The sequence below is a fragment of the Pseudoalteromonas sp. Isolate3 genome (assembly GCF_022398505.1).
Classification (GTDB): Bacteria; Pseudomonadota; Gammaproteobacteria; order Enterobacterales; family Alteromonadaceae; genus Pseudoalteromonas; species Pseudoalteromonas apostichopi.
The window spans coordinates 13,058-33,207 of record NZ_JAKEVN010000040.1; the positions used below are offsets into that span (position 1 = coordinate 13,058).

Here is a 20,150-nt window from a genome sequence, read left to right on the forward strand (position 1 = left end):
TTTACATTGTAATAAAGTGTTGTGGGTTTGTAAGAGTCGCATACCTAATCGCCATAATACTTAATTAAGCATATTGGTATGAAAAGGCCAAGCAACGCTTGGCCAAGTGTGATTAATTAAGCTTTGTGGTGAGTGATATTTCGGCATTCATCAGTTTAGAAATAGGGCAGCCCTGCTTGGTTTGCTCGCAAAGTTGCTCAAACTTTTCGGTCGAAATTTCAGTTATTTTCGCGCTGACATCAAGTGCAATGTGGCTCACTTCGAAGCCGTCATCAACTTCATCAAGGCTCACTGTTGCTTTGGTAGTTATGTCGTCAGCGACAAAGCCTGCTTCTGTTAATGCCAGCGATAGCGCCATGCTAAAACAGCTACTGTGTGCCGCTGCAACCAGTTCTTCAGGGTTAGTACCTGGCTTATCTTCAAAGCGAGTATTAAAACCAAATGGCTGTTTATCAAGCGCACCGCTTTGACTAGAAATATAGCCTTTGCCAGATTTAATATCACCAGACCAACTCGTATGTGCAGATTTTTTAATCGTCATTGTCATCTCCTTTGTAAATTTTTTCGGCTACCGTGAAAGGCTTTCAGGGTTTTGTGCCGAAAACTGTGAGTTAACGATATAAGTGCAACTTAAACGCCAATATTTCTTTTCGCTTCGCGCTTGCAACGCTCAGAGCAGTATTTAACATGCTCCCAGTCACGCTGCCACTTTTTACGCCACATAAATGGCCTGTCACAAACTGGGCAAGTTTTGCTTGGTAAATTAAGCTTTTTATGAACCATGCTGTTGCCTTTTAAGGCTTGTAACATGCTGGCGTAGTACGGCTTTTGTGCCACGCTTCACATCATCACGCTCTCGAAATGACCATAATCGCTCACGAGCATCCTTGGCAGCGCGTTCTATATCTACCATGGGCTCTGGGTAGTCCTCGCCGAGTTTAAAATTATTAAACACGGCTTCCATTGGTGGCTGTTGCCATGGCTGGTGGAGATCCTCTATGGGTAATTCTTTAAGCTCAGGGCACCAGGTTTTAATAAAAAAGCCATCAGGATCTTTGTCTTTTGATTGCTTAATTGGGTTATATAAACGAATAGTGTTAGTTCCTGTGACCGATGCTTGCATTTGGATTTGTGGGTAGTGAATACCCGGCTCAAAATCTAAAAAATAACGCGATAAAATAAAGCTGACTGATTGCCAATGGATATTCATATGATGGGTCATAAAACTCACTAACATAGCGCGCATTCGAAAGTTAATGTAACCCGTTGCTGCTAGACAGCGCATGCAAGCATCAATAATAGGAATACCTGTTTGACCTTGCTCAAAGCGCTTTAAGTGCTCTGCAACGAGTTCATCATCGCGATAAGGGTAACGCAGGTAGCCTGCATTTTGCGGTGCAAACTCCATACTGCATTGAGTTTCGAACTTTTGCATAAAATGACAATGCCAATGAAGCCTAGACTCAAAAGCATGTAATGAACGACGCCAGCTTCTTGGTTGCTTGGGGAGGTAATACTTTAATGTCTGATAAACTTGTCTCAGACTTAAATTTCCCCATGCTAAATAAGGAGAGAGCCTAGAGCATGCATACCTACTTTGTGATGGGCTGGAAATTCCTTTTTGATAATCTGCAGCACGACTTTCGATAAAACTCCTCAGGGTAGCTCTAGCAGCATGAGGTCCGCCATATTGAAAATATTTATCATGGGATGCTAATTTATTTATGTAGTTCGGTATTTGATATTTTTTAGGTAGTATTGCTTTAAACTTGAGCCAGTCAGGGTTATCAAGGGATTCATTCATCACTGTGTGCCAGTGATCTTGCCAGTCACATTGTTTGGGACGAGCTCTAATTACACCGCCCAGAGGTGTTTCATTCCATGTAATTGCTCTTTTTTCAAGCCAATGCCTAACATCTTTGTCTCTGTTGTAGGTGTTTAGTAGGCCAATTTCTTGATGACTGTATACGGTCTTTATTTCAAATTCATCATTAAGTGTTTTAAATAAACTAATCATTTCTTGATTATAAATAGCAACTTGAGTCTGATACTTTTTAAGTTGTTTATTCATATCGACTAATGACTGATAAACAAAGCGCCAATGTCTTAAGCTGTAATGAGGGTCTTCAATCAGCAAAGGCTCGAAGTTATAAACTAACAAGCAAGGGAGATCAGATTGTACTGCTTTGGCAAGAGGTGTGTGATCAGAAAACCTTAAATCACGCTTGAACCACACTATATTAATTGCTTGTTTTTTTAAATTACTCATGACTATTGCTACTTTTAACTTCTGAGCAGCAATACGGGTTATAAAGCGTTTTAGATTACTAAGAGTTGAGTACAGATAATAATAAAGCGGTCATGATGACCGCTTTATTGCTTAGCTTTAAGGTATTGGCGTTTTAGATTGAAGCAGCGAAAGATTTAATCTCATTTGCCGCCGTTTCTAAGCTTTCCTCTGCGCCCGGCATCGCTAAGCCTTCAGCATAAATAAAGTTAACATCTGTCATACCCACAAAACCAAGTACATCTTTTAAGTATTTAGTTTGTGTATCCATGTCGGTGCCTTGATACATACCGCCACGAGCAGCAAGTACCACTACTTTTTTGTCTTTAATTAAACCTACAGCGCCTTGCTCTGTGTATTTAAATGTAATACCAGCACGAGCAATACGATCAATCCAAGCTTTGAATGTTGATGGAATACCAAAGTTATACATTGGCATACCAATAACGATAAGTTCGTTATCGTTAAGTTCCGCGATTAAATCGTCAGAAATTGCAGCAAGGGCTTTTTGCTCATCGCTACGTTCATTTGCATCAGTCATCCAAGCAGTCATTTCTGTCTGCGTTAAGTGGGAAATCGCATTGTCGCTTAAATCGCGAGTTGTTACTGAAATTTGTTGGTTGTTAGCAAGCTGCTCAACAAATTGTTGGCTAAGCTTGGTTGAATTACCTTGTTCACCATTTAAAGATGAATTTAACACAAGTACTTTTTTCATCATGTCACCTAAGAAAACTGAAGTTGTGCAGTCATTATAATTAGCAATAAATAAATTAATAATGCTATTAATCGAGTGGTTTATTCGTTTTAAACGAATGAATGGGGTGGGTTAGTTTTTTAGGCTACTTTTCATAGCTGTGAAATAGAACTTGGAGCAGGCTTTATAAAGTAAATATATTAGCCAATTAAACTTTATAGCGGGGGTTACCAGCTTTTACATCAGCTAAATTGTTTAAAACTAATAGAGAAAAGGCGACCTAGGTCGCCTTTTTTAATTACTGATTCTGCGTCAATTTTATTTATAGGCTAATTCAGCGTCAATATTGCGCATTAAGTTGGTAACCCAGTTAATGTATTGGCGGTGAATCTTTTCACCATTGTAATCTAGGTTTATCGAATCTTTGTAATCAATAGAGTATTCTTGCTCGTTAAACGTAATATCAACACGTAATTGATGTTTACGAATATCAAGTTTACCTAAGATTTGACCTTCGGCATTTGAACGACATGTCCAGCCTAGTTTCATGCATGCTTTTAAAATATTGGTTTTGATACTTTCAAGGTCATGTTGGCCAGAGGCCATTTGCGGTACAGGGTTAGCGTCAAAGTTACGAATAGGCACACTGGTGCTACAAGCAGAAAGTGTAAGTAGCGTAAGAAGTGCAAAAGCTGCCTTTTTCATAGTAAATCCTTTTTATGGGAACAAAATTAGCGCGATTATGCGCTTTTTTTATGGCAGGATCTAGACATCAGGCAAAAACCACGCACTGATAGCACCAACTAAGCCTAAGATACTGTAGAAAAAAATCAACTCAGCAGTTGTTAAATAGCTATTTAGTAAGCCGACACTACCCAGTAATAATAATATAACCCCAATCACCGTATTACTGACGGAAACATAGTCAGTACGCTTGTTACCTTCAGCCATATCAACAAGGTAGGTTTTACGCCCAAGTCGAACCCCTTGATGAGCTACTGTGAGTAAAAAATAACATAGTGGTAATAGCCAGAACTCATTGAGCGTTTGTGGGCTGAAATAAGCAACTAAATACACCGCGAAGCCATTAACAGTAACAAGCATAGCAGCAAACATTAATACTTTACGGCTCGATAAATCACTTAGTCGACCCCAAATAGGCGCAGAGACTAAACTGGCAAGCCCAGAAAGTGCCATAAACGTAGCAAGCAATGAAAAGTCGAAAGCTTGTTCACTGGCAAGGACAATATAAAAAGGTGCACTCAAAGCAGAGCATAACAACAATGCTCGCGTGACAATAAAATGTGCAAATTGCTTATCTTGATAAAGCAGTTTTAATTTTGATAAGGCATGTAATAAGCCGTTTTCAGCGCCTTCGGTTGCGCCTTTGTATTCTTGAATACGACTATAACTGAGTGCTGCAAACAACCACATCAAAGCAGCCAACATTAATGCGACATAAACCCCATTTTCATAGCCAAGGCTTTGTAGGTACCACAGACCAAGACCAAAGGTGAGCGTCGCAAACCCGGCAAAACTGGCAGCAAGACCACTAATGCTGCCGCGTTGTTGTTTAGGTATGACCTTGCCCAGTACATCTTTTGCGGCAATCGAGTTAAAGCCGCGAGCGAGGCTAAAGACAATCAAAATAGCAATGATAGCAAAACCAGCACTTGCGCCTTGTAAGGTCAAAGCACAAACTAGCATGCCAACAATACATAAAGCTTGCACAATCGCACCAATCACCCACACCCACTTTCTGACCGATAGCTGACGAATTAAACTTGCAATTGCCAGTTGTGGCAGCATTGAACCAGACTCACGGATAGGCACAAGCCATGCTATAAAACTAGTTGGTACATTAATGCTTTGTAAAAGCCAAGGCAGGGTTACTTTTGGGTTTAATAGAGCATCGGCAAATTTACTGAATAGCTGGCTAACTAATAAGGTAATAAAATTGCCGGGTACTACCTTACAAGCTGCTTCATCAATTGCCTTACAAGCACGTGCATCTTCAGTGTTACTGAGGCGTTGGTAAATGTCTTCTTTGCTGAGTTTATTCATGTGGTTTAAAGTTATAAAAAAGGGCTAGTAAAGCCCTTAAAAATCATCCTTAGAGTGACGCTCAGCTAGTTGCTCAGTTTCATCACCCCATGTTTTATTGACTCTGCGACCACGTTTTACCGCAGGGCGACGCTCAATTTGTTTCGCCCAGCGAAGAACATGGCTGTATGACTCAACATCTAAGAACTCAGCTGCATCATATAGGTTACCAAGCACTAAATTGCCATACCAAGGCCAAATCGCTATATCAGCAATCGAATATTCGCTACCTGCCATGTAGTCATGGTCGCTCAAATGACGGTTTAGTACATCTAACTGGCGTTTAACTTCCATAGTAAAGCGATCTATCGGGTACTGCATTTTGAAAGGCGCGTAACTATAAAAGTGACCGAAGCCACCGCCTAAATAGGGGGCAGAACCCATTTGCCAAAATAACCAATTACGACATTCTGTTTTACTGGCATGATCGCTTGGTATTAGAGAATCAAACTTTTCTGCCAGGTATTGTAAAATTGCGCCTGACTCAAACACGCGCGTAACGGGTGTAGTACTGTGATCCATTAAGGCTGGAATTTTTGAATTAGGGTTAACACTTACAAACCCTGAAGAGAATTGATCACCATCGCCAATTTTAATTAAAAATGCATCGTAGTCGGCTTCATCAATACCAAGCTCTAATAGCTCTTCGAGCATGATAGTCACTTTTTGGCCATTCGGTGTCGCAAGAGAGTAGAGTTGAAGATCATGTTTACCAACGGGCAAGTCTTGCTCGTGGGTCGCACCTGAGACCGGACGATTCGTCTTCGCCCATTCACCACCGTTTTCTGCATCCCATTGCCACACTTTAGGTGGCGTATAACTGTCGGTATTACTCATTGAAACTCCTAAATTGTGCTTTAATGAATGTCATTACGAGACTACCATCCTAGTTGATCAGATAGATCAAGGGAAGTACAGTTATTAATTATGAATAATAAGGAGGATGACATGAAAAAGCATGGTTTAGCTATAGGGCTTGAGCGAACAGGTACGACTTTTTATCTCACTATTAAAGTGGTGGGTAAGTTAACGCACGACGATTACAAAACCCTCACCCCTCTCATTGATAATGCAGTAGCCGCAGTCCCAGGTGCAAAAATAAGAGCCTATGTTGATATTACTGAACTAGAAGGCTGGGAGTTGCAAGCCGCTTGGGATGACTTCAAATTGGGGCTTAAACACAACAAAGAATTTTGCCGTATTGCAGTGCTTGGCAACAAAAACTGGCAACAAGTGGCAAGTAAAGTGGGCAACTGGTTTATTAGTGGCGAAGTGAAATATTTTGAAGATCCAATTATTGCCACACAGTGGTTAGACGAATAAGGAATTGAGTGAGAGAAAACTATCAATTAAAGGTCGCGACGTTTAATTTATATAATTATTTAGCGCCACCTGACGCATTTTATGATTTTCAGCGAATTTATAGCGCTGAGCAATGGGCTAAAAAGCAGCGCTGGTTGGCCGATTACCTTAAAAACCAGCAGCCAGATATTATTGGCTTTCAAGAAGTGTTCAGTATCAATGAACTAAAACAACAAGTTAACGCGCAGGGTTACCCTTATTTTGCAGTGGTTGATGAGCCAACGGTGATTGATGATTTTATTTATCGCGATCCGGTTGTTGCCATTGCTTCACGCTATAAAGTTGTTGCTGTCAGTCAGGTTGAGGCAGAGCAAGGTGATATTTTAGCGATGGGCTTGAGTGATAATTTTAACTTTAGCCGCAGCATTATTCGCGCGACACTTGAAGTACCTCACTTAGGACACGTCGATTGCTATGTAGTGCATTTTAAATCAAAGCGCAGCATGCTCCATCACCAAGATGATGAAAGCCACAGCGAACAGCAAAACTTAGTTATGCAGTTAAAATCGCAAGTTCTTGGACGCTGGGCATCAAGCATGCAGCGTGGCAGTGAAGCAGCGCTGTTACTCGTAGAAATCATTAAGCGCAGAGCGCACACCAATAACCCTGTGATTGTGATGGGGGACTTTAATAATGAGTTACACGATGGTGTGCTTAACCATTTAATCGCTGACCACCTTCGTTTTAGCGGTTATAGGCAAAATAGCCCTTCTCGTTCAGAGTTCAAACTACAAGATAGTTGGCAACTCTATCAGCGCCATATTGTCACCGAGAACGACAGAGAAGCCACCCACTATTTTGGTAGTAGCAGCTCAGTATTTGATTATATTTTGTTATCCCGTGAGTTTGATGCCGGGTTTCAGAGCAGCTTTTTTGAGGTAGTTGATTATCACACCTATGATCAGCACTTAATCAACCCACAGTTTGCCTATGATGATCAAAGTACCGACCATGGCGTTGTGATGGTGACAATGAAATTGCGAGACTAGAAGCTCTCAGCTGTCAGTTTAAAGCTTAGGGTACTTTTGTTTATCACGCTTTGCCATAATATAACCGATGAATGCGCCGCTAATTGCGCCGAATAAATGGCTTTCGAATGAAATATGAATGCGCTGCGGTAAGACACCCCAAATCAGGCCGCTGTATAACACTACAACCGCAATACTAATTAAAATGGCTTTGAATGAGCGGTGCATAATGCCATAGCAAATTAAGTAGCCCCATAAACCGTAAATAACACCACTTAGTCCAACATGAATATTGCTGCGACCAAATAGCCAAACTAATAAACCGCCAATAATTGCTGTACCGGCAAACACCAGCCAGAAACGTTTAACGCTAAATTGGCAAACTAGCCACCCGAGAATAGCAAATGGCACTAGATTACTGAAAAGATGTGCCCAACCACCATGTAAAAATGGCGCAAAAAACACCCCTGATAGGCCTGACATTTGTCGTGGCAAAATACCTAAACCGTTTAAGTTTATGCCGGGTAGGCTATTAATTATTTGCAGTACAAGGCACACAAGCATAATGCCTAAAATTGCGAATCGCTTACTACTGATAGGAGGAAGTTTGGCAGCTTTTTTTTCAGTCATGATGAGAAGCTCTTAAATCAATTTGACCGAATGAGTATAACTTATTAAAAGTGAAGGTAAACACCTTGACGTACAAGGTATTTACCTAAGGTTTAGGGCTAACCTAATTTGGTAAGCAGTTTTTTCGCAGCAAGCTCAGAACTTGCTGGGTTTTGTCCTGTGATTAAAAGGCCATCTTCAATGGCTAGTACACCCCAATCATCGGTTTTTTGATATTGCCCGCCTTGCTTTTTGAGCTCATCTTCAACCAATAATGGTACGACATTGGTAAGCTGAACGGCATCTTCTTCAGAGTTACTAAAACCTGTGACTTTTTTATCAAATACTACAGATTTACCAGCTGAATTTTTCGCATTAAGCAGTACTGCACTGGCGTGACACACGGCACCCACTGGCTTGTCTGAGTTAAGAAATTGCTCAATTAAGTTAATCGAATCTTGGTTATCAACTAAATCCCATAAAGGGCCGTGACCACCTGGGTAGAAAACGGCATCAAAATCACCGGCTTTTACTTCATTTAATGGTTTAGTATTTGCCATTAAGGTTTGTGCTGCGCTGTCTTGTTCAAAGCGTTTAGTCGCATCAGTTGCAGCATCAGGCGCTGCGCTATTTGGATCAACTGGTGGTTGGCCACCTTTAACAGATGCTAAAGTTACCTCTGCCCCGGCATCAATAAAGGCGTAGTAGGGGGCTGCAAACTCTTCCACCCAAAAGCCTGTTTTATGGCCGGTATCGCCAAGCTCATCATGAGAAGTAAGTACCATTAAAATTTTCTTAGCTGACATAGTGAATCCCTTTTTGCTTATTAAATATCGTTAATAACACTATAGGGGCGAAAATAGAGTTAAACAACGCAGATAAATTTGACTTCATTGGTTTAATAATTGATACAATAATTCAGGTTAGATTAGGAGTTTGTATGAAAGTATCGTTCGAGCAATTAAAAAGCATGGTGGTGTTTGCCCATATTGTGCAGCAAGGCAGCTTAACTAAAGCAGCTCAACAACTAGGTTTATCAAGGGCTGTTGTCAGCTACCACTTAAAGAAATTAGAGCAACAACTAAAGCTTACGTTACTTAATCGCTCAACGCGTACCATGACCCTTACCGAAGCGGGTATAGCTTATTATGAACGTTGTCAGGCTATCACCGAGCACGCTGAGGCTGCTAACTTACATCTTGAGAACTTAAAGAGTGAACCGGTTGGGGTTATTAAGCTAAGTTGTCCGGTAAATGTTGGTTTGCAGCTAGTGGTACCTGCACTTGCTCAGTTTAGGCGTTTGTATCCGAAAATTGATATCGATTTACAGCTCAGTGATGATGTGGTTGATATCATCAAAGAGGGCTATGACTTAGCGATTAGAGGCGTAGCCCTTGAAAGCTCAAATTTACAAGCGACTAAACTAGCAAGTATGGCGACCTGCTTATGCGGCTCAGCCGATTACTTTACAAAATACCCTATACCAAAGAGCATTGCCGATTTAGCAGAGCATACATGGGTGGTGTATCAACCAAGTAGTGCTGTTGTCACGCTCGAAAAAGATAAACGCCGCTTTGAGGTGGCTGTTAGTGGTGGCATAAGTACAAATAACGCTGCTGCGCGAACTGCCTTTGTTGAAGCTGGGCATGGTTTAGCGAAGATCCCTGTTTATGATGCATTGCCAAGGATCAAAGCGGGATTACTACGCACAATATTAGATGATTACAAGACTGCTGATATTGAGCTTTATGGGGTGTTCCCGCCAGGAGCAGCGGGAAGCAAAAAATTGCGTGTGTTATTAGATTACCTAAAGGATTATTTTACTAATCAAGTTGCCACACTGACGGTTTAAATAAGCGTTCGATTAAATAAAGCTACGGCTTGTTGATACATAGTTATTGCAAGAGCTGGATCGTATCGCTCACCTTCATCACGCATAAAGGCATGTTGTGCGTTAACTTCTTGCCACTGGTAATTAATTCCTGTTGCAACAGCTTGTTGGTAAATTTTAAGGCGGCCTTCCTTTGGTACATGTGGGTCTTGCTTGCCCCAAATAAAGTGAATCTCACCTTGAATATCTGCCATGCGCTCAAATGAGTTATTCCCCTTTTGTGCTGGTAAGGTATCGCTGTGTATATCTGTCGCATATAAACAAAAAGCGGCCTTGATATTTGGGTTTAAAGCAGCACGGTACGCAAGGTGACCACCAATACATACGCCCATAGCACCAACATTTCCCGCGCAGTAATCTTGCTGAGCCGCAAATGCAATTAAAGCTTCAGTATCTGAGTCATGACTCTCAAGAGGCTTAGCCCATTTGTCGGCGTTGCCTTTATCTTTACCTGCATCATCATAGGCGAGTACCGTCCCAATAGGATTTAACTCATGAAAAACTTCTGGCACTAACACAACAAAACCATGACCAGCAAGTATTGCCGCAGAGCGCGCAATCGGTGCTGTTTCTTGGAAAATCTCAGAATAGAAAATAACACACGGGTATTTACCTTCTTCTACAGGGCGATAAATACTGGTGCGCATTGCGCCTGTTTTAGTCGCTATGTCGTGGCTATGGTGCTGAATAATCATGTTAATCCTTGTAAAAAACGGTTTAGTTAATAATACCTCAGCCCCACCTTTTGGACGAGCAAAAGCCCTTGAAATTTATTGATGCTCAGCTAGCAGGGTACTGCATACAGCTTGCGTAATAAGTGAGAGTAGCAGGCCAGTCTGAGAAAATAGCCATCACACCCACTTGCTTAGCAAGAACATCTATCACATTCATCATTTGCCCATCTTGTTTAATTACGCTGGCAATCGACTGATAATAATAACCACCGCCATTATTTAATGGCCCAGAGCGCTCCAAACTCCATGTAATAATGTTCAGGCCGGCTTGTTTAGCTTTAATTGCATAAAGCGAGGGCACGATTTTACCTGATTCATCAAGGCTCAAAAGCATCCACATTGGTGGTGCGATAATGCGTATTCCGTCGTTATATAGAGTCTGCATTGAAGGCTGCCAAGTTGTTTCATCCATGGCATCAAAGTGTGCTTGCTCATCTCGGCCATCAAGGTAAATACTGTTGTTTGCAAATTCTGGATGATTGTTTAGCCAATACTTCACATCTTCAAGGTTAAATGATTGTGGATAAACATCTTGGCTATTCACCCCTAAGGCCTGATACTCATCAAGCATTTTTTGTGCATAATCTTGCTGGCTAAAACCGTTAAATGGCATGCTGACTTCTGGGCTTTTTAGCTCGGGTGTCATTTTTACACCCAGTGATTTGAATAACTCAATACTTTGCTGGTGGGTCATTACGGTACCACTGTTTGCGTATAAATCAGTGCGCCAGTTTGGTGTTCCTTGCAAATACTCTGCGACCGTTTTGGCATTTGGGTTGGAGCCATCCATTTTAGCTTTTAAGGTTAAAAATTCAGCTTCAGTGATATCGCTGGTGCAGCATTTAGCCTGAGCTGGTTGGCCGTCTTTGGCTGGGGTAAAAGGTTGGCTGCATTTTGCTGCCAGCTCAGGAATCGCTAAAATGTTGGTAGTGGTGTGTAAATCACACTGTGAATGACGGCACACGAGTTGTTTGTCTTTAGTAAAGGCAACGTCACATTCAAGTACGCCAGCGCCCATTCTCGCAGCGGCTAAATATGACTCTTTACTATGCTCAGGAAACTGCATGGGTGCGCCGCGATGACCAATTACAAAGTCAGTTTTGTAAAAAGGGCCATTACCGCATTCAGCAAGTTGCTGCTTTAACGGCCCATCAGTCATCTTGTCGATTAAATAGTAAGGCCTAGCACCCACTTGCACTGCCTGCTCCACAGGCAGGTTTTTACAGCCTTGAATAACGAAAACTAAACAACATAAAACCAGTGCGCGCATAACAGCATCCCTCTAATCGAATAGAGTTTAGCCTATCATGTCTGCGTGGCAGTTTTATTAAGTTTCTGATTTATAATAAGTGCTAATAAGATAATCGCTGCGCCGATGGCAAGCTTGATGATATCGGCATCACGGTTCCAAATAACAATGTTAACGATTATCCCAGCTGGAATTAGTAAGTTATTCATTACTGCCAGGGCACCTACATTGACTATGGTTGCCCCCTTATTCCAAGCGAAATAACCGAGCCCTGAAGCAATCGTGCCTAAGTAAATTAACACGCCCCATTGTGTCGTTGTGGTGGGTAGCTTACTAGTATTGCCAAATAAACCGTAACAAATCAGTGCGACAATTAACGCGCCAATAAAGAACCAAGCAAACACCCGAGAGTGAGGTAATTGCTCATCTTGCATTAAACGTTTGTAGGTTACTTGCCCGGTAGCAAAGCAAATATTGGCTGCCTGCACCATTAACATACCAATGAGGTAGTTCTCATCAACCCCTTCGTAACGAATAGCGACGGCGCCCAAAATAGCTAGCATTGCGGCGAATAAAAACTTGGCATTAAAACGCTTTTCAAGCAAATCATTTAACAAGGTGATGTAAAGCGGTGTCATTACCGTAAATAGCAGTACTTCGGGCACACTGAGGTACAAAAATGAATGGTAATAGAAGCTGTACATCACGCCAAGCTGTACCGCACCTATCGCCATGAGCTTGAGTGCTAGGGCCTTAGGGGTCTTACGCCATTGTAAAAATGGTAAAAATACGCAAGTTGCCAAGCCAATTCGCATTAACACACTAAACCATGCATCCACTTGGCCTGCTAAATAAACGCCAATAAGACTAAACGAAAAGGCCCAAAGCAGGGTAACAGCAAATAAGTAGGTCATGTTTGATTAATTTGTAATTTTAAAAATTGCACTATAACAAAAAGCCCGCATTAATTGCGGGCTTTCATCATTTTGCGAATAATTTTAGGTTATTCAACCAAACCTCGACGCTTTAATAACGCATCTGTTGTTGGTTTTTGACCACGGAACTCAATGTAGCTTTGCATTAAGTCGCGGCTGTTACCTTTTGATAAAATCTCTTTACGGAAATTATCACCGTTTTCACGTGTTAAACCACCTTCTTCAGTCATGTGTGCAAACGCATCAGCTGCGAACACTTCAGTCCAAAGATAAGCGTAGTACCCTGCAGAGTAACCGCCGGCAAATGTGTGGCTAAAGTAGCAAGACTTATAACGAGGTGGTACCGGGTAGTAAGCAATACCGTGCTTGTCTAACGCATCATGTTCAAACTTTTGTACGTCTGTAATGTCAGCATCAACACCAAATGAGTGCCATTCCATATCAAGTAGTGCCGCGGCTAAATATTCAGTTGTATCGAAGCCTTGGTTGAACTTTTGTGATTCTAGTACTTTTGCAAGTAACGCTTTTGGAATCGGTTCACCTGTTTTGTAGTGCTTGGCATAGTTTGCAAGTACTGTGGGTTCAATATTCCAGTCTTCATTTGCTTGTGAAGGGAATTCAACGAAATCGCGTGCTGTTGCTGTGCCCGCTAAACTTGGGTATTTTACATTAGAGAATAGACCATGTGCAGCATGACCAAACTCATGGAACATCGTAGTTACTTCAGAGAAAGTCATCAATGTTGGCTGACCTTCAGCTGGCTTAGGAATATTCTGTGCATTGTAGATCACAGGCATGGTGCCTTTTAGGCCGCTTTGGCTAACATAGGCACTCATCCACGCACCACCACGTTTACCTTCACGTGCATAAGGGTCCATGTAGAATAGGCCGATAGCGCTGCCATCTTCGTTAAATACTTCAAACACCATGACGTCTTCGTGATAAACAGGTAGGTCTTTACGCTCTTTAAAGGTAATACCGTAAAGTTTATTCATCGCAAAAAATAGGCCGTCGTGGATCACTGACTGCATTTCAAAGTAAGGCTTAACTAAAGCTGGGTCTAAGTCGTACTTCTCTTGGCGAACTTTTTCAGCGTAAAACGCCCAGTCCCAAGGCTGTAGTGCAAAAGTTTCACCTGACTTTTTGATAACTTGTTGGATTTGCTCTGCTTCTGCTTCTGCTTTAGCAACCGCTTTCGGTGCTAAGTCATCAAGAATGCCGTAAACATTTTCAGTTGTTTGCGCCATACGATTAGTCATTACATACGAAGCCCAATCTTTATAACCAAGTAATGCGGCTTTTTCCGCACGTAGCTTAGTTTCTTTAATGATGATAGGGCCGTTTGTTGCTTGGGCGCGCGTTGAAGAGGTAGTCCAAATCTTTTCACGTAACTTACGGTTTTCAAGGCTTTGTAAGATAGGTTGGCGAGTCGTGTTCACAAGGGTGATCATGTAACCTTCTTTACCTGCTTTTTTGGCAGCGGCAGCTAGGCTTGCGATTTCACCTTCAGATAAACCTGCTAATTCACTTTTATCTTTAACTAAAATTACATCTTCTTTGAATGATTTTAAGATGTTTTGTGAAAACTCAGTTGAAAGCTTGGCAAGCTCTGCATTGATTTCACGCATCTTTGCTTTTTCAGCTTCAGTTAGTTTTGCACCCGCGTTAACGAACTTTTTGTAGTAGTAATCAACAAGGCGTTGATCTTCAGCATTTAAAGATGCTTTGTTGTCGTAAATGCTTTGTACGCGAGCAAATAAAGCTTTGTTTAAGTAAATGTCATCAGTGTGAGCTGACATAATCGGCGCCATTTTCGCGGCGATACGTTGGTACTCACTGTCAGAAATCAAACCTGATAAATTAAAGAATGCCGCAGAAGTACGGTCTAATAACTCACCAGAAAACTCCATTGCAACAAGGGTATTTTCGAATGTTGCAGGTTCTGGGTTGTTTGCAATCTTTGCAATTTCAGCTTTTTGCTGTGCGATGCCTGCTTCAAACGCTGGCTCGTAATCTTTGGTTGAAATTTTATCAAACTCAGGGGCCATGTATTGTAAAGGGCTTGGCTTGAAAAGAACGTTTTCAACATTGGCTGTTTGTGTTTCAGCGGCAGTTTCAACTTGAGTTTGAGTGTCAGCTTGCTGTGAACTACAAGCAGATAATAAAAACACACTAGCAATTGTAGTTGCTACTAAGGTCTTACGCATGAGAGCTCCAAAAATGTGGATAAATCTTTTCTAACTTATCAAATTTTTGGCTAGAAACAATCAAGTTTGTCGTTTTATTGGGGAATTTGAACGCAAATAATGACAATGAAGGGATAAAGGTGTGTAAAAAGCCATCAATTGTTTATTAATGGCTCACTTAAGTAAAAAGTGGCACTAGCTGCCAATTTAAATCTTGTTGGTAATACATCACCATAGGTTAGTTGTAACCCAACACAAACTTTTTCTCTGAGCCAAAGCTTTCTGGCATGGCGTTGCCAAACTCTTTGTTTATTAAATTCAGTGAGTGCTCTTGCTCAGCAAGTAAGTTTAAGATGCGGTTACGGTACTCTAAACTTGATTCAAATAAGTTTAGATCAACCAAAGGTTGTAAAGTGGCAAGTTTTTGTGTGAGTGTCATTTGTGACATTGTGCTCTCCTCGTGCTATTCAAAGCCTGTGAAACCTCAAGCTCTCTCTATGTATATAGCAGCTGTAGACTAAAATAGTTAATAATTAGCGCATATTGCGCATAAAGAACTTAGTATTTACCAAGTTTTCACCTATTATGCCGTGCTAAACTTAGTCACAACTGAACCAAACTGATTTTTACTAGGAATGTTAATTTATGACCCTTGCTGATCTGCAATCTGCACTATCGTTTGTTTTGTTCACCTACAATGATGTGCAAATTACTGTGCTTAAAGTAATTCAAGTCCCTTTGGCGCTGTTTTTAATGTGGTTTGTGGTCACCTGGATTGGTCGATTAATTAAAAAAGCGTTACTGGCAAAAAACTTAGGTCCTGACACGGTTCATCTATTCACCCGCATTTACCTGGTCGTTACCATAGCCGTTCTCGTTTTTACTTCGCTGGAAGTACTTAATATTCCTCTAACAGCTTTTGCATTTGTTTCTGGTGCAATTGCAATAGGCGTCGGATTTGGTGCGCAAAACATTATCAACAATTTTATCAGTGGTTGGATACTAATGTGGGAACGACCAATCCGTATTGGCGACTTTTTAGAAGTGGGCAATGCAAAAGGAGTTGTCGAGACAATTAATACTCGTTCAACCCGTATCCGCCGTAATGATGGCGTGCATATGCTTGTACCAAATAGTCACTTATTAGAGAACACGGTGACAAACTGGACATTGATTGACCGTAATGCACGTTCTTTTGTGAACGTTGGTGTTGCTTATGGCTCAGATGTTGTGTTGGTTGAGAAGCTAATGAAACAAATTCTTGATGAGCATCCAGCTATTTTAAAAACGCCAGCATCGTCAGTGTTATTTGATGACTTTGCCGATAGTTCTCTAACCTTTAGCGCTATTTTCTGGGTGTGTGCTGAATCAGAAGCGCCGCTTCGCCAAGTGCGAAGTGAGCTGCGTTTTAGCATTTATAAACTATTTGCAGAAAATAACATTACCATTGCTTTCCCTCAGAGAGATATTCATATCGATGGCGAGATAGCGTTAACGAGACGCAACAGCCAAAAATAAAAAAAGCGGCTCAGCCGCTTTTTTGTTATCGAAAGAATGAATAGTAACAATGAAACTAAGTAAACATAGGGTGGACAATTCCGTTAGTCCATAAAATAGCCGTCGCAGCTAAAATAATTACCAGTAATATTAGCCCACAAGTGACTACTGAACTGGCATAAATAAAGCCTCGCTCTTCAGGAATGTGCATTAAAATTGGCACTCCAGTGTAAAGCAAGTAAACAGAGTAAGCTAAAGCAACAAGACCAACACATACCACAAACCATAGCTCAGGTAAAAATGCGGCAAATGAAGACATAAATACCGGCGTTGCTGTGTAAGCTGCAAGCTCTAGAGTTTGTGTAAACGTAGGTTTTGCACCAAAGGTCACAGCCATCCAATGTGCTAAATAAGCAAGAGCAAAAACGCCCGCAATCAGTGCAAAGTACATCGCAACTGCGATAAGTAATGCACTATCATGGGTGAGGTATACTGCCTCACCTGAACCGATACTCCAGCCCAAATAAACTGATGAATAGTAGCCCATAATAGAAGGGATACAGGCAATTAATAATATATGCGATAAGCTATAGCGCAAGCTTTCGTGACGGTTATCAATTGTCTGCCATTCTTCGAGTGGGTGAGCGTACAAGCCCCATAAGTGGTTTAGAATCATAATTATTGCCCCTGTAAAAAAGGAATATGAGCTGTTTTATTTTTGTACAGCTTTGATTAAGTTATGGTTCAGTAATTAAGTCTTGTCAAGAAGCTGAAATAGACGAAATAGTCGATTAAATGTAACTCTTTAGTGCATATAGAAAATTACTTTGCACTGATGTGGGTCATGGAATGCGGACTTATTTATGTGGTAAAATCAAACCAAGATTTTTGATGAGAAGTTATTCTGTGCCTTATTCTGATTTGTTAGCACCCATTCATTCTTTTCTAAAGTGTGAAACACCCGATGAGTGGATTGCTGCGGCAACTAAAAAAGAAAACTTAGATATAGTTCTAATTGACCACTTAATTTGTGAGCTTAATGATAATGTGTGCATATATAAATTCAATGAGTAATTGCTATGTCAGACGATAAATTATCTGGTAACGTATATTTATACCAGCGCTTTAGTTCTCAAGCACAAGAAGGGAACAGCTCTTTGTATAGGCAAGGGGAGGCACAAAGAGAGTGGTTACGTAGTCACCCGAACTGCGTTGTGGTTGAGCTTGAAGGTAAGCCTCTCATTGATGCTGGTGTATCAGCATTTTCGGGCAAGCATTTAAGTTCGGGATCTTTGGGGAGGCTTGTTGCTGCAATAGAGTCAAAGGTAGTTCCTAAAGGCTCAATTATTCTTGTTGAGCATTTTTCTAGATTGTCTCGAATGACGATTACTGAAACGGAGAAGTTACTTGATAAAATTTGGGATCATGACGTTTCTATTGTTACAGCAAGAGACCAAAGTGTTTACTCCCCAAGTAAGCGTAATGACTTAGCAACACGTATGCGTTTAATTGTTGAGATTGATAAGGCTCATTCAGATTCTAAATGGCGTTCAGAAAAAGTAAAAAGCTCTTGGAGTCGACGAGAATATAACGCCAAAGAAAATAAAATCCCCCCTAAGATGCGGATGCCTTTTTGGCTAGACCAAAAAGGCAAGTTAAATGAATACGCGGATGTAGTGCGAGATATTTTTAAATTGCATGCTGAAGGACTTGGTCAAGTTTTGATTGAAAGAGCACTGAGAGAAAAATACGGTAAAATAAAGCCACTGAAAAATATCAATCCGACAAAAATTATCAGAATAATTCAAAACCCTAAGTGCATAGGTTTAGTTTACAATGAGAAGCTTTACGAATCGGTTGTAAGTGATAAAGATTTTTATAATTCTCAGCGGATATGTAAAGAACGACTGTTTACGAGCGTTAGACCTGACAGGAAGTGGCCCTTACATGGCTTGGTTAAGTGTGGGCATTGTGGTTCAGGTATGAGTATCCAACAATCAGCAGAGTCATTACCGTTGCTTCGATGTAGTAGAAAACAGAGATCGGGGGGAGAAAGTTGTGATGCACCGACAACATTTCCTTATGTTGTAGCTTATCATTTCTTTTTTGCTTATGTTGAGCCCTTGATACTTGCTAAAATTAGTGGTGCAAAACGAAGCTCTACCAGTCATGAGAAAAAAGCGAAACTAACTTATGAATTAAAAGGGCTTCAAACAAAATTGGCTGACCTGAAAGATCATTATAAAAATAGTGAAAAAAAATCAGGAACAATATTTGGTTTGATGGAAGAGTTAGATGATGAAATAAATGATATTGTTAGTCAGCTAGCTGAAATACAAGCCGAAATTGAAACAAAACTTAATGTAACTTCAATATCTAAAAAAATAGTCAATTTATCACAAACCGACCCTTTAAATTATAATCTCGAATTAAATCGGATAGGCAATAAGATAATTTTAAAAAACAAGGAATTATCTTTTAGCTTAGAAGAGGATAACGTTGTAGCTAGGTTCAAATTTAGCCAATATGATCGAAAACGTAAAGCCTACCAATGTGTTTTTTATGGTTCAAAAGAGTATTATAGAGAAAGTGAATATGTCACTGAGGTGCGCACATCTGATTGGGATATCGATAGGTTAATGTACCCTCACAAAAGTAGGGGATCTACTGTTGAAAATGCAGCTCGCCTCATGTATTACCTTAAGATACATTCAGAAAGTGGCTATTTAGATATATTATTAAAAGATGATTAGTAATGAACTCAAATGAAATTAATAAACTCTTAGAACCAATAAATAGTTTCTTGCAGTGTAATACACCTAAGAAATGGGTTGAAAAAGCAAAAAAACATGAGAATCTCGACATAGTACTTTTAGATCACCTCGTGTGTGAATTAAAAGCAGCTCAATCAGCAATGTTTCTAATTCGTAAGTATGCCGTTGATAAAGATAGTGGTGATGCATTACTCGAGTGGTTAAAACCTTTTGAATCTCTGATATACAAAAGAGAAGGGGACTGGCGCGACCTTAGCGATAAGAATAAATTGTCTAAGTCGATGATCCCAAAATCAGATACCCTCTATGGCCAAGACTTAATTAATAAAATGGTGATGCTAATAAAAGAAGAGCTACATCACTTTTATCAAGTACTCGAAATTATGGATGAATATGGTGTTGAATATAGAAGCATCACTCCATGTCGTTATGCTAAAGGCATGTTACGCCATGTCAAATCGTATGAGCCAGATGCTTTAGTCGATAAACTCATTATTGGTGCTTATATTGAGGCACGCTCATGTGAGCGTTTTGCAAAACTGGCACCGCATGTAGATAAACGCTTAGGTGACTTTTACATATCGTTATTGCGTTCAGAAGCGCGTCATTATCAAGATTATTTGCTCCTTGCTCAAGACATTGCTGATTTTGATATTACCGAGCGAATCAAATTTTTTGGTGGCATAGAAGCTGAGCTAATTTTATCACCAGATAAAGACTTCAAGTTTCATAGTGGTGTGCCTACACTTTCATAATGTTTTAACCTGCGAAGTTAGCGTTTCACCATCTAAGTTTAAGAAAGCTTTCATTAAGAGTTGTATCTTATTAATAAAAAAAACATGGGTTTATAAGCCCATGTTT

General features: G+C 40.5%; 21 protein-coding genes and 1 pseudogene. 7 read left to right on the forward strand and 15 right to left on the reverse strand.

Annotated elements, in window-relative coordinates:
* Positions 1 to 112: 112 nt before the first annotated feature.
* The 7 genes from L1D46_RS10000 to yghU all read right to left on the reverse strand — a co-directional run bounded on the left by L1D46_RS10000 (position 113) and on the right by yghU (position 5,921).
* The gene (locus tag L1D46_RS10000; protein WP_167658004.1) at positions 113 to 541 is read right to left on the reverse strand and encodes an OsmC family protein; all 429 of its coding nucleotides are present in this window, start codon (positions 539 to 541) and stop codon (positions 113 to 115) included.
* An 89-nt stretch (positions 542 to 630) separates the two neighbouring features.
* The gene (locus L1D46_RS10005; RefSeq protein ID WP_178927236.1) at positions 631 to 783 is read right to left on the reverse strand and encodes a DUF2256 domain-containing protein; all 153 of its coding nucleotides are present in this window, start codon (positions 781 to 783) and stop codon (positions 631 to 633) included.
* Positions 773 to 2,269: a deoxyribodipyrimidine photo-lyase gene (locus tag L1D46_RS10010; protein ID WP_239977497.1), complete on the reverse strand. Its 1,497-nt coding sequence runs from the start codon at positions 2,267 to 2,269 to the stop codon at positions 773 to 775. Before L1D46_RS10010 ends, L1D46_RS10005 begins: the two co-directional genes overlap by 11 nt.
* 133 nt (positions 2,270 to 2,402) lie before the next feature.
* On the reverse strand, positions 2,403 to 3,002 hold the full coding sequence (locus tag L1D46_RS10015) for an NAD(P)H-dependent oxidoreductase (RefSeq protein WP_239977498.1): 600 nt from the start codon (positions 3,000 to 3,002) through the stop codon (positions 2,403 to 2,405).
* A gap of 297 nt (positions 3,003 to 3,299) precedes the next feature.
* Positions 3,300 to 3,686, reverse strand: coding sequence for a hypothetical protein (locus tag L1D46_RS10020; protein WP_130050958.1), 387 nt, complete (start codon positions 3,684 to 3,686; stop codon positions 3,300 to 3,302).
* A gap of 60 nt (positions 3,687 to 3,746) precedes the next feature.
* Positions 3,747 to 5,045, reverse strand: coding sequence for an MFS transporter (locus L1D46_RS10025; RefSeq protein ID WP_167657999.1), 1,299 nt, complete (start codon positions 5,043 to 5,045; stop codon positions 3,747 to 3,749).
* Positions 5,046 to 5,081: 36 nt separating this feature from the next.
* Complete coding sequence (gene yghU, locus L1D46_RS10030) at positions 5,082 to 5,921, reverse strand: glutathione-dependent disulfide-bond oxidoreductase (protein WP_130050960.1); 840 nt, start codon at positions 5,919 to 5,921, stop codon at positions 5,082 to 5,084.
* 111 nt (positions 5,922 to 6,032) lie between these two features.
* Between yghU and L1D46_RS10035 the strand changes: the two genes are divergently transcribed.
* Together L1D46_RS10035 and L1D46_RS10040 are read left to right on the forward strand one after the other, a co-directional pair.
* Complete coding sequence (locus tag L1D46_RS10035; RefSeq protein ID WP_130050961.1) at positions 6,033 to 6,407, forward strand: STAS/SEC14 domain-containing protein; 375 nt, start codon at positions 6,033 to 6,035, stop codon at positions 6,405 to 6,407.
* Positions 6,408 to 6,415: 8 nt separating this feature from the next.
* Positions 6,416 to 7,435: an endonuclease/exonuclease/phosphatase family protein gene (locus L1D46_RS10040; RefSeq protein ID WP_239977499.1), complete on the forward strand. Its 1,020-nt coding sequence runs from the start codon at positions 6,416 to 6,418 to the stop codon at positions 7,433 to 7,435.
* Between the two features lie 18 nt (positions 7,436 to 7,453).
* Here L1D46_RS10040 and L1D46_RS10045 read toward each other — a convergent pair whose 3' ends face one another.
* Complete coding sequence (locus L1D46_RS10045) at positions 7,454 to 8,044, reverse strand: rhomboid family intramembrane serine protease (RefSeq protein ID WP_239977500.1); 591 nt, start codon at positions 8,042 to 8,044, stop codon at positions 7,454 to 7,456.
* Between the two features lie 98 nt (positions 8,045 to 8,142).
* On the reverse strand, positions 8,143 to 8,829 hold the full coding sequence (locus L1D46_RS10050; RefSeq protein ID WP_167657996.1) for a type 1 glutamine amidotransferase domain-containing protein: 687 nt from the start codon (positions 8,827 to 8,829) through the stop codon (positions 8,143 to 8,145).
* Positions 8,830 to 8,963: 134 nt separating this feature from the next.
* Here L1D46_RS10050 and L1D46_RS10055 point away from each other — a divergent pair, with 134 nt between their 5' ends.
* On the forward strand, positions 8,964 to 9,875 hold the full coding sequence (locus L1D46_RS10055) for a LysR family transcriptional regulator (RefSeq protein WP_239977501.1): 912 nt from the start codon (positions 8,964 to 8,966) through the stop codon (positions 9,873 to 9,875).
* Here L1D46_RS10055 and L1D46_RS10060 read toward each other — a convergent pair.
* From L1D46_RS10060 to L1D46_RS10080, 5 genes are all read right to left on the reverse strand, one after another.
* Positions 9,872 to 10,609: a dienelactone hydrolase family protein gene (locus tag L1D46_RS10060; RefSeq protein ID WP_239977502.1), complete on the reverse strand. Its 738-nt coding sequence runs from the start codon at positions 10,607 to 10,609 to the stop codon at positions 9,872 to 9,874. The genes L1D46_RS10055 and L1D46_RS10060 overlap by 4 nt on opposite strands.
* Positions 10,610 to 10,694: 85 nt before the next feature.
* A complete protein-coding gene (locus L1D46_RS10065) occupies positions 10,695 to 11,918 on the reverse strand; it encodes a glycerophosphodiester phosphodiesterase family protein (RefSeq protein WP_239977503.1) in 1,224 nt (407 codons plus the stop codon).
* 35 nt (positions 11,919 to 11,953) lie between these two features.
* The gene (locus L1D46_RS10070) at positions 11,954 to 12,811 is read right to left on the reverse strand and encodes a carboxylate/amino acid/amine transporter (RefSeq protein WP_130050968.1); all 858 of its coding nucleotides are present in this window, start codon (positions 12,809 to 12,811) and stop codon (positions 11,954 to 11,956) included.
* 89 nt (positions 12,812 to 12,900) lie between these two features.
* Entirely contained in the window at positions 12,901 to 15,039 is a 2,139-nt protein-coding gene (locus L1D46_RS10075) for a M3 family metallopeptidase (protein ID WP_239977504.1), read from the reverse strand.
* A 217-nt stretch (positions 15,040 to 15,256) separates the two neighbouring features.
* Entirely contained in the window at positions 15,257 to 15,466 is a 210-nt protein-coding gene (locus tag L1D46_RS10080; protein WP_054561957.1) for a hypothetical protein, read from the reverse strand.
* A gap of 197 nt (positions 15,467 to 15,663) precedes the next feature.
* Here L1D46_RS10080 and L1D46_RS10085 point away from each other — a divergent pair, with 197 nt between their 5' ends.
* Complete coding sequence (locus tag L1D46_RS10085) at positions 15,664 to 16,536, forward strand: mechanosensitive ion channel domain-containing protein (protein WP_167657991.1); 873 nt, start codon at positions 15,664 to 15,666, stop codon at positions 16,534 to 16,536.
* Between the two features lie 55 nt (positions 16,537 to 16,591).
* On the opposite strand, the gene L1D46_RS10090 is transcribed toward L1D46_RS10085, so the two are convergent.
* Positions 16,592 to 17,191 (reverse strand): Yip1 family protein, encoded by a 600-nt coding sequence (locus tag L1D46_RS10090; protein WP_130050971.1) that lies wholly within the window; start codon positions 17,189 to 17,191, stop codon positions 16,592 to 16,594.
* A gap of 230 nt (positions 17,192 to 17,421) precedes the next feature.
* Between L1D46_RS10090 and miaE (L1D46_RS10095) the strand changes: the two are divergent.
* From miaE (L1D46_RS10095) to miaE (L1D46_RS10105), 3 genes and pseudogenes are all read left to right on the forward strand, one after another.
* Positions 17,422 to 17,553 (forward strand): annotated as a pseudogene (miaE, locus tag L1D46_RS10095) (tRNA isopentenyl-2-thiomethyl-A-37 hydroxylase MiaE); the annotation flags it as partial.
* A 41-nt stretch (positions 17,554 to 17,594) separates the two neighbouring features.
* Positions 17,595 to 19,268, forward strand: coding sequence for a recombinase family protein (locus L1D46_RS10100; RefSeq protein WP_239977505.1), 1,674 nt, complete (start codon positions 17,595 to 17,597; stop codon positions 19,266 to 19,268).
* A gap of 2 nt (positions 19,269 to 19,270) precedes the next feature.
* A complete protein-coding gene (miaE, locus tag L1D46_RS10105; RefSeq protein ID WP_096038633.1) occupies positions 19,271 to 20,044 on the forward strand; it encodes a tRNA isopentenyl-2-thiomethyl-A-37 hydroxylase MiaE in 774 nt (257 codons plus the stop codon).
* Positions 20,045 to 20,150 lie beyond the last annotated feature (106 nt).

Excerpts from the sequence above, each read along its gene's own strand:
- miaE (WP_096038633.1), top strand. The coding sequence starts at position 19,271 with ATGAACTCAAATGAAATTAATAAACTCTTAGAACCAATAAATAGTTTC.
- L1D46_RS10015 (WP_239977498.1), bottom strand. The coding sequence starts at position 3,002 with ATGAAAAAAGTACTTGTGTTAAATTCATCTTTAAATGGTGAACAAGGT.
- L1D46_RS10045 (WP_239977500.1), bottom strand. The coding sequence starts at position 8,044 with ATGACTGAAAAAAAAGCTGCCAAACTTCCTCCTATCAGTAGTAAGCGA.
- L1D46_RS10100 (WP_239977505.1), top strand. The coding sequence starts at position 17,595 with ATGTCAGACGATAAATTATCTGGTAACGTATATTTATACCAGCGCTTT.
- L1D46_RS10085 (WP_167657991.1), top strand. The coding sequence starts at position 15,664 with ATGACCCTTGCTGATCTGCAATCTGCACTATCGTTTGTTTTGTTCACC.
- L1D46_RS10075 (WP_239977504.1), bottom strand. The coding sequence starts at position 15,039 with ATGCGTAAGACCTTAGTAGCAACTACAATTGCTAGTGTGTTTTTATTA.
- L1D46_RS10080 (WP_054561957.1), bottom strand. The coding sequence starts at position 15,466 with ATGTCACAAATGACACTCACACAAAAACTTGCCACTTTACAACCTTTG.
- L1D46_RS10070 (WP_130050968.1), bottom strand. The coding sequence starts at position 12,811 with ATGACCTACTTATTTGCTGTTACCCTGCTTTGGGCCTTTTCGTTTAGT.
- L1D46_RS10055 (WP_239977501.1), top strand. The coding sequence starts at position 8,964 with ATGAAAGTATCGTTCGAGCAATTAAAAAGCATGGTGGTGTTTGCCCAT.
- L1D46_RS10060 (WP_239977502.1), bottom strand. The coding sequence starts at position 10,609 with ATGATTATTCAGCACCATAGCCACGACATAGCGACTAAAACAGGCGCA.
- L1D46_RS10005 (WP_178927236.1), bottom strand. The coding sequence starts at position 783 with ATGGTTCATAAAAAGCTTAATTTACCAAGCAAAACTTGCCCAGTTTGT.
- L1D46_RS10065 (WP_239977503.1), bottom strand. The coding sequence starts at position 11,918 with ATGCGCGCACTGGTTTTATGTTGTTTAGTTTTCGTTATTCAAGGCTGT.
- yghU (WP_130050960.1), bottom strand. The coding sequence starts at position 5,921 with ATGAGTAATACCGACAGTTATACGCCACCTAAAGTGTGGCAATGGGAT.
- L1D46_RS10050 (WP_167657996.1), bottom strand. The coding sequence starts at position 8,829 with ATGTCAGCTAAGAAAATTTTAATGGTACTTACTTCTCATGATGAGCTT.
- L1D46_RS10010 (WP_239977497.1), bottom strand. The coding sequence starts at position 2,269 with ATGAGTAATTTAAAAAAACAAGCAATTAATATAGTGTGGTTCAAGCGT.
- L1D46_RS10020 (WP_130050958.1), bottom strand. The coding sequence starts at position 3,686 with ATGAAAAAGGCAGCTTTTGCACTTCTTACGCTACTTACACTTTCTGCT.
- L1D46_RS10025 (WP_167657999.1), bottom strand. The coding sequence starts at position 5,045 with ATGAATAAACTCAGCAAAGAAGACATTTACCAACGCCTCAGTAACACT.
- L1D46_RS10090 (WP_130050971.1), bottom strand. The coding sequence starts at position 17,191 with ATGATTCTAAACCACTTATGGGGCTTGTACGCTCACCCACTCGAAGAA.
- L1D46_RS10035 (WP_130050961.1), top strand. The coding sequence starts at position 6,033 with ATGAAAAAGCATGGTTTAGCTATAGGGCTTGAGCGAACAGGTACGACT.
- L1D46_RS10000 (WP_167658004.1), bottom strand. The coding sequence starts at position 541 with ATGACGATTAAAAAATCTGCACATACGAGTTGGTCTGGTGATATTAAA.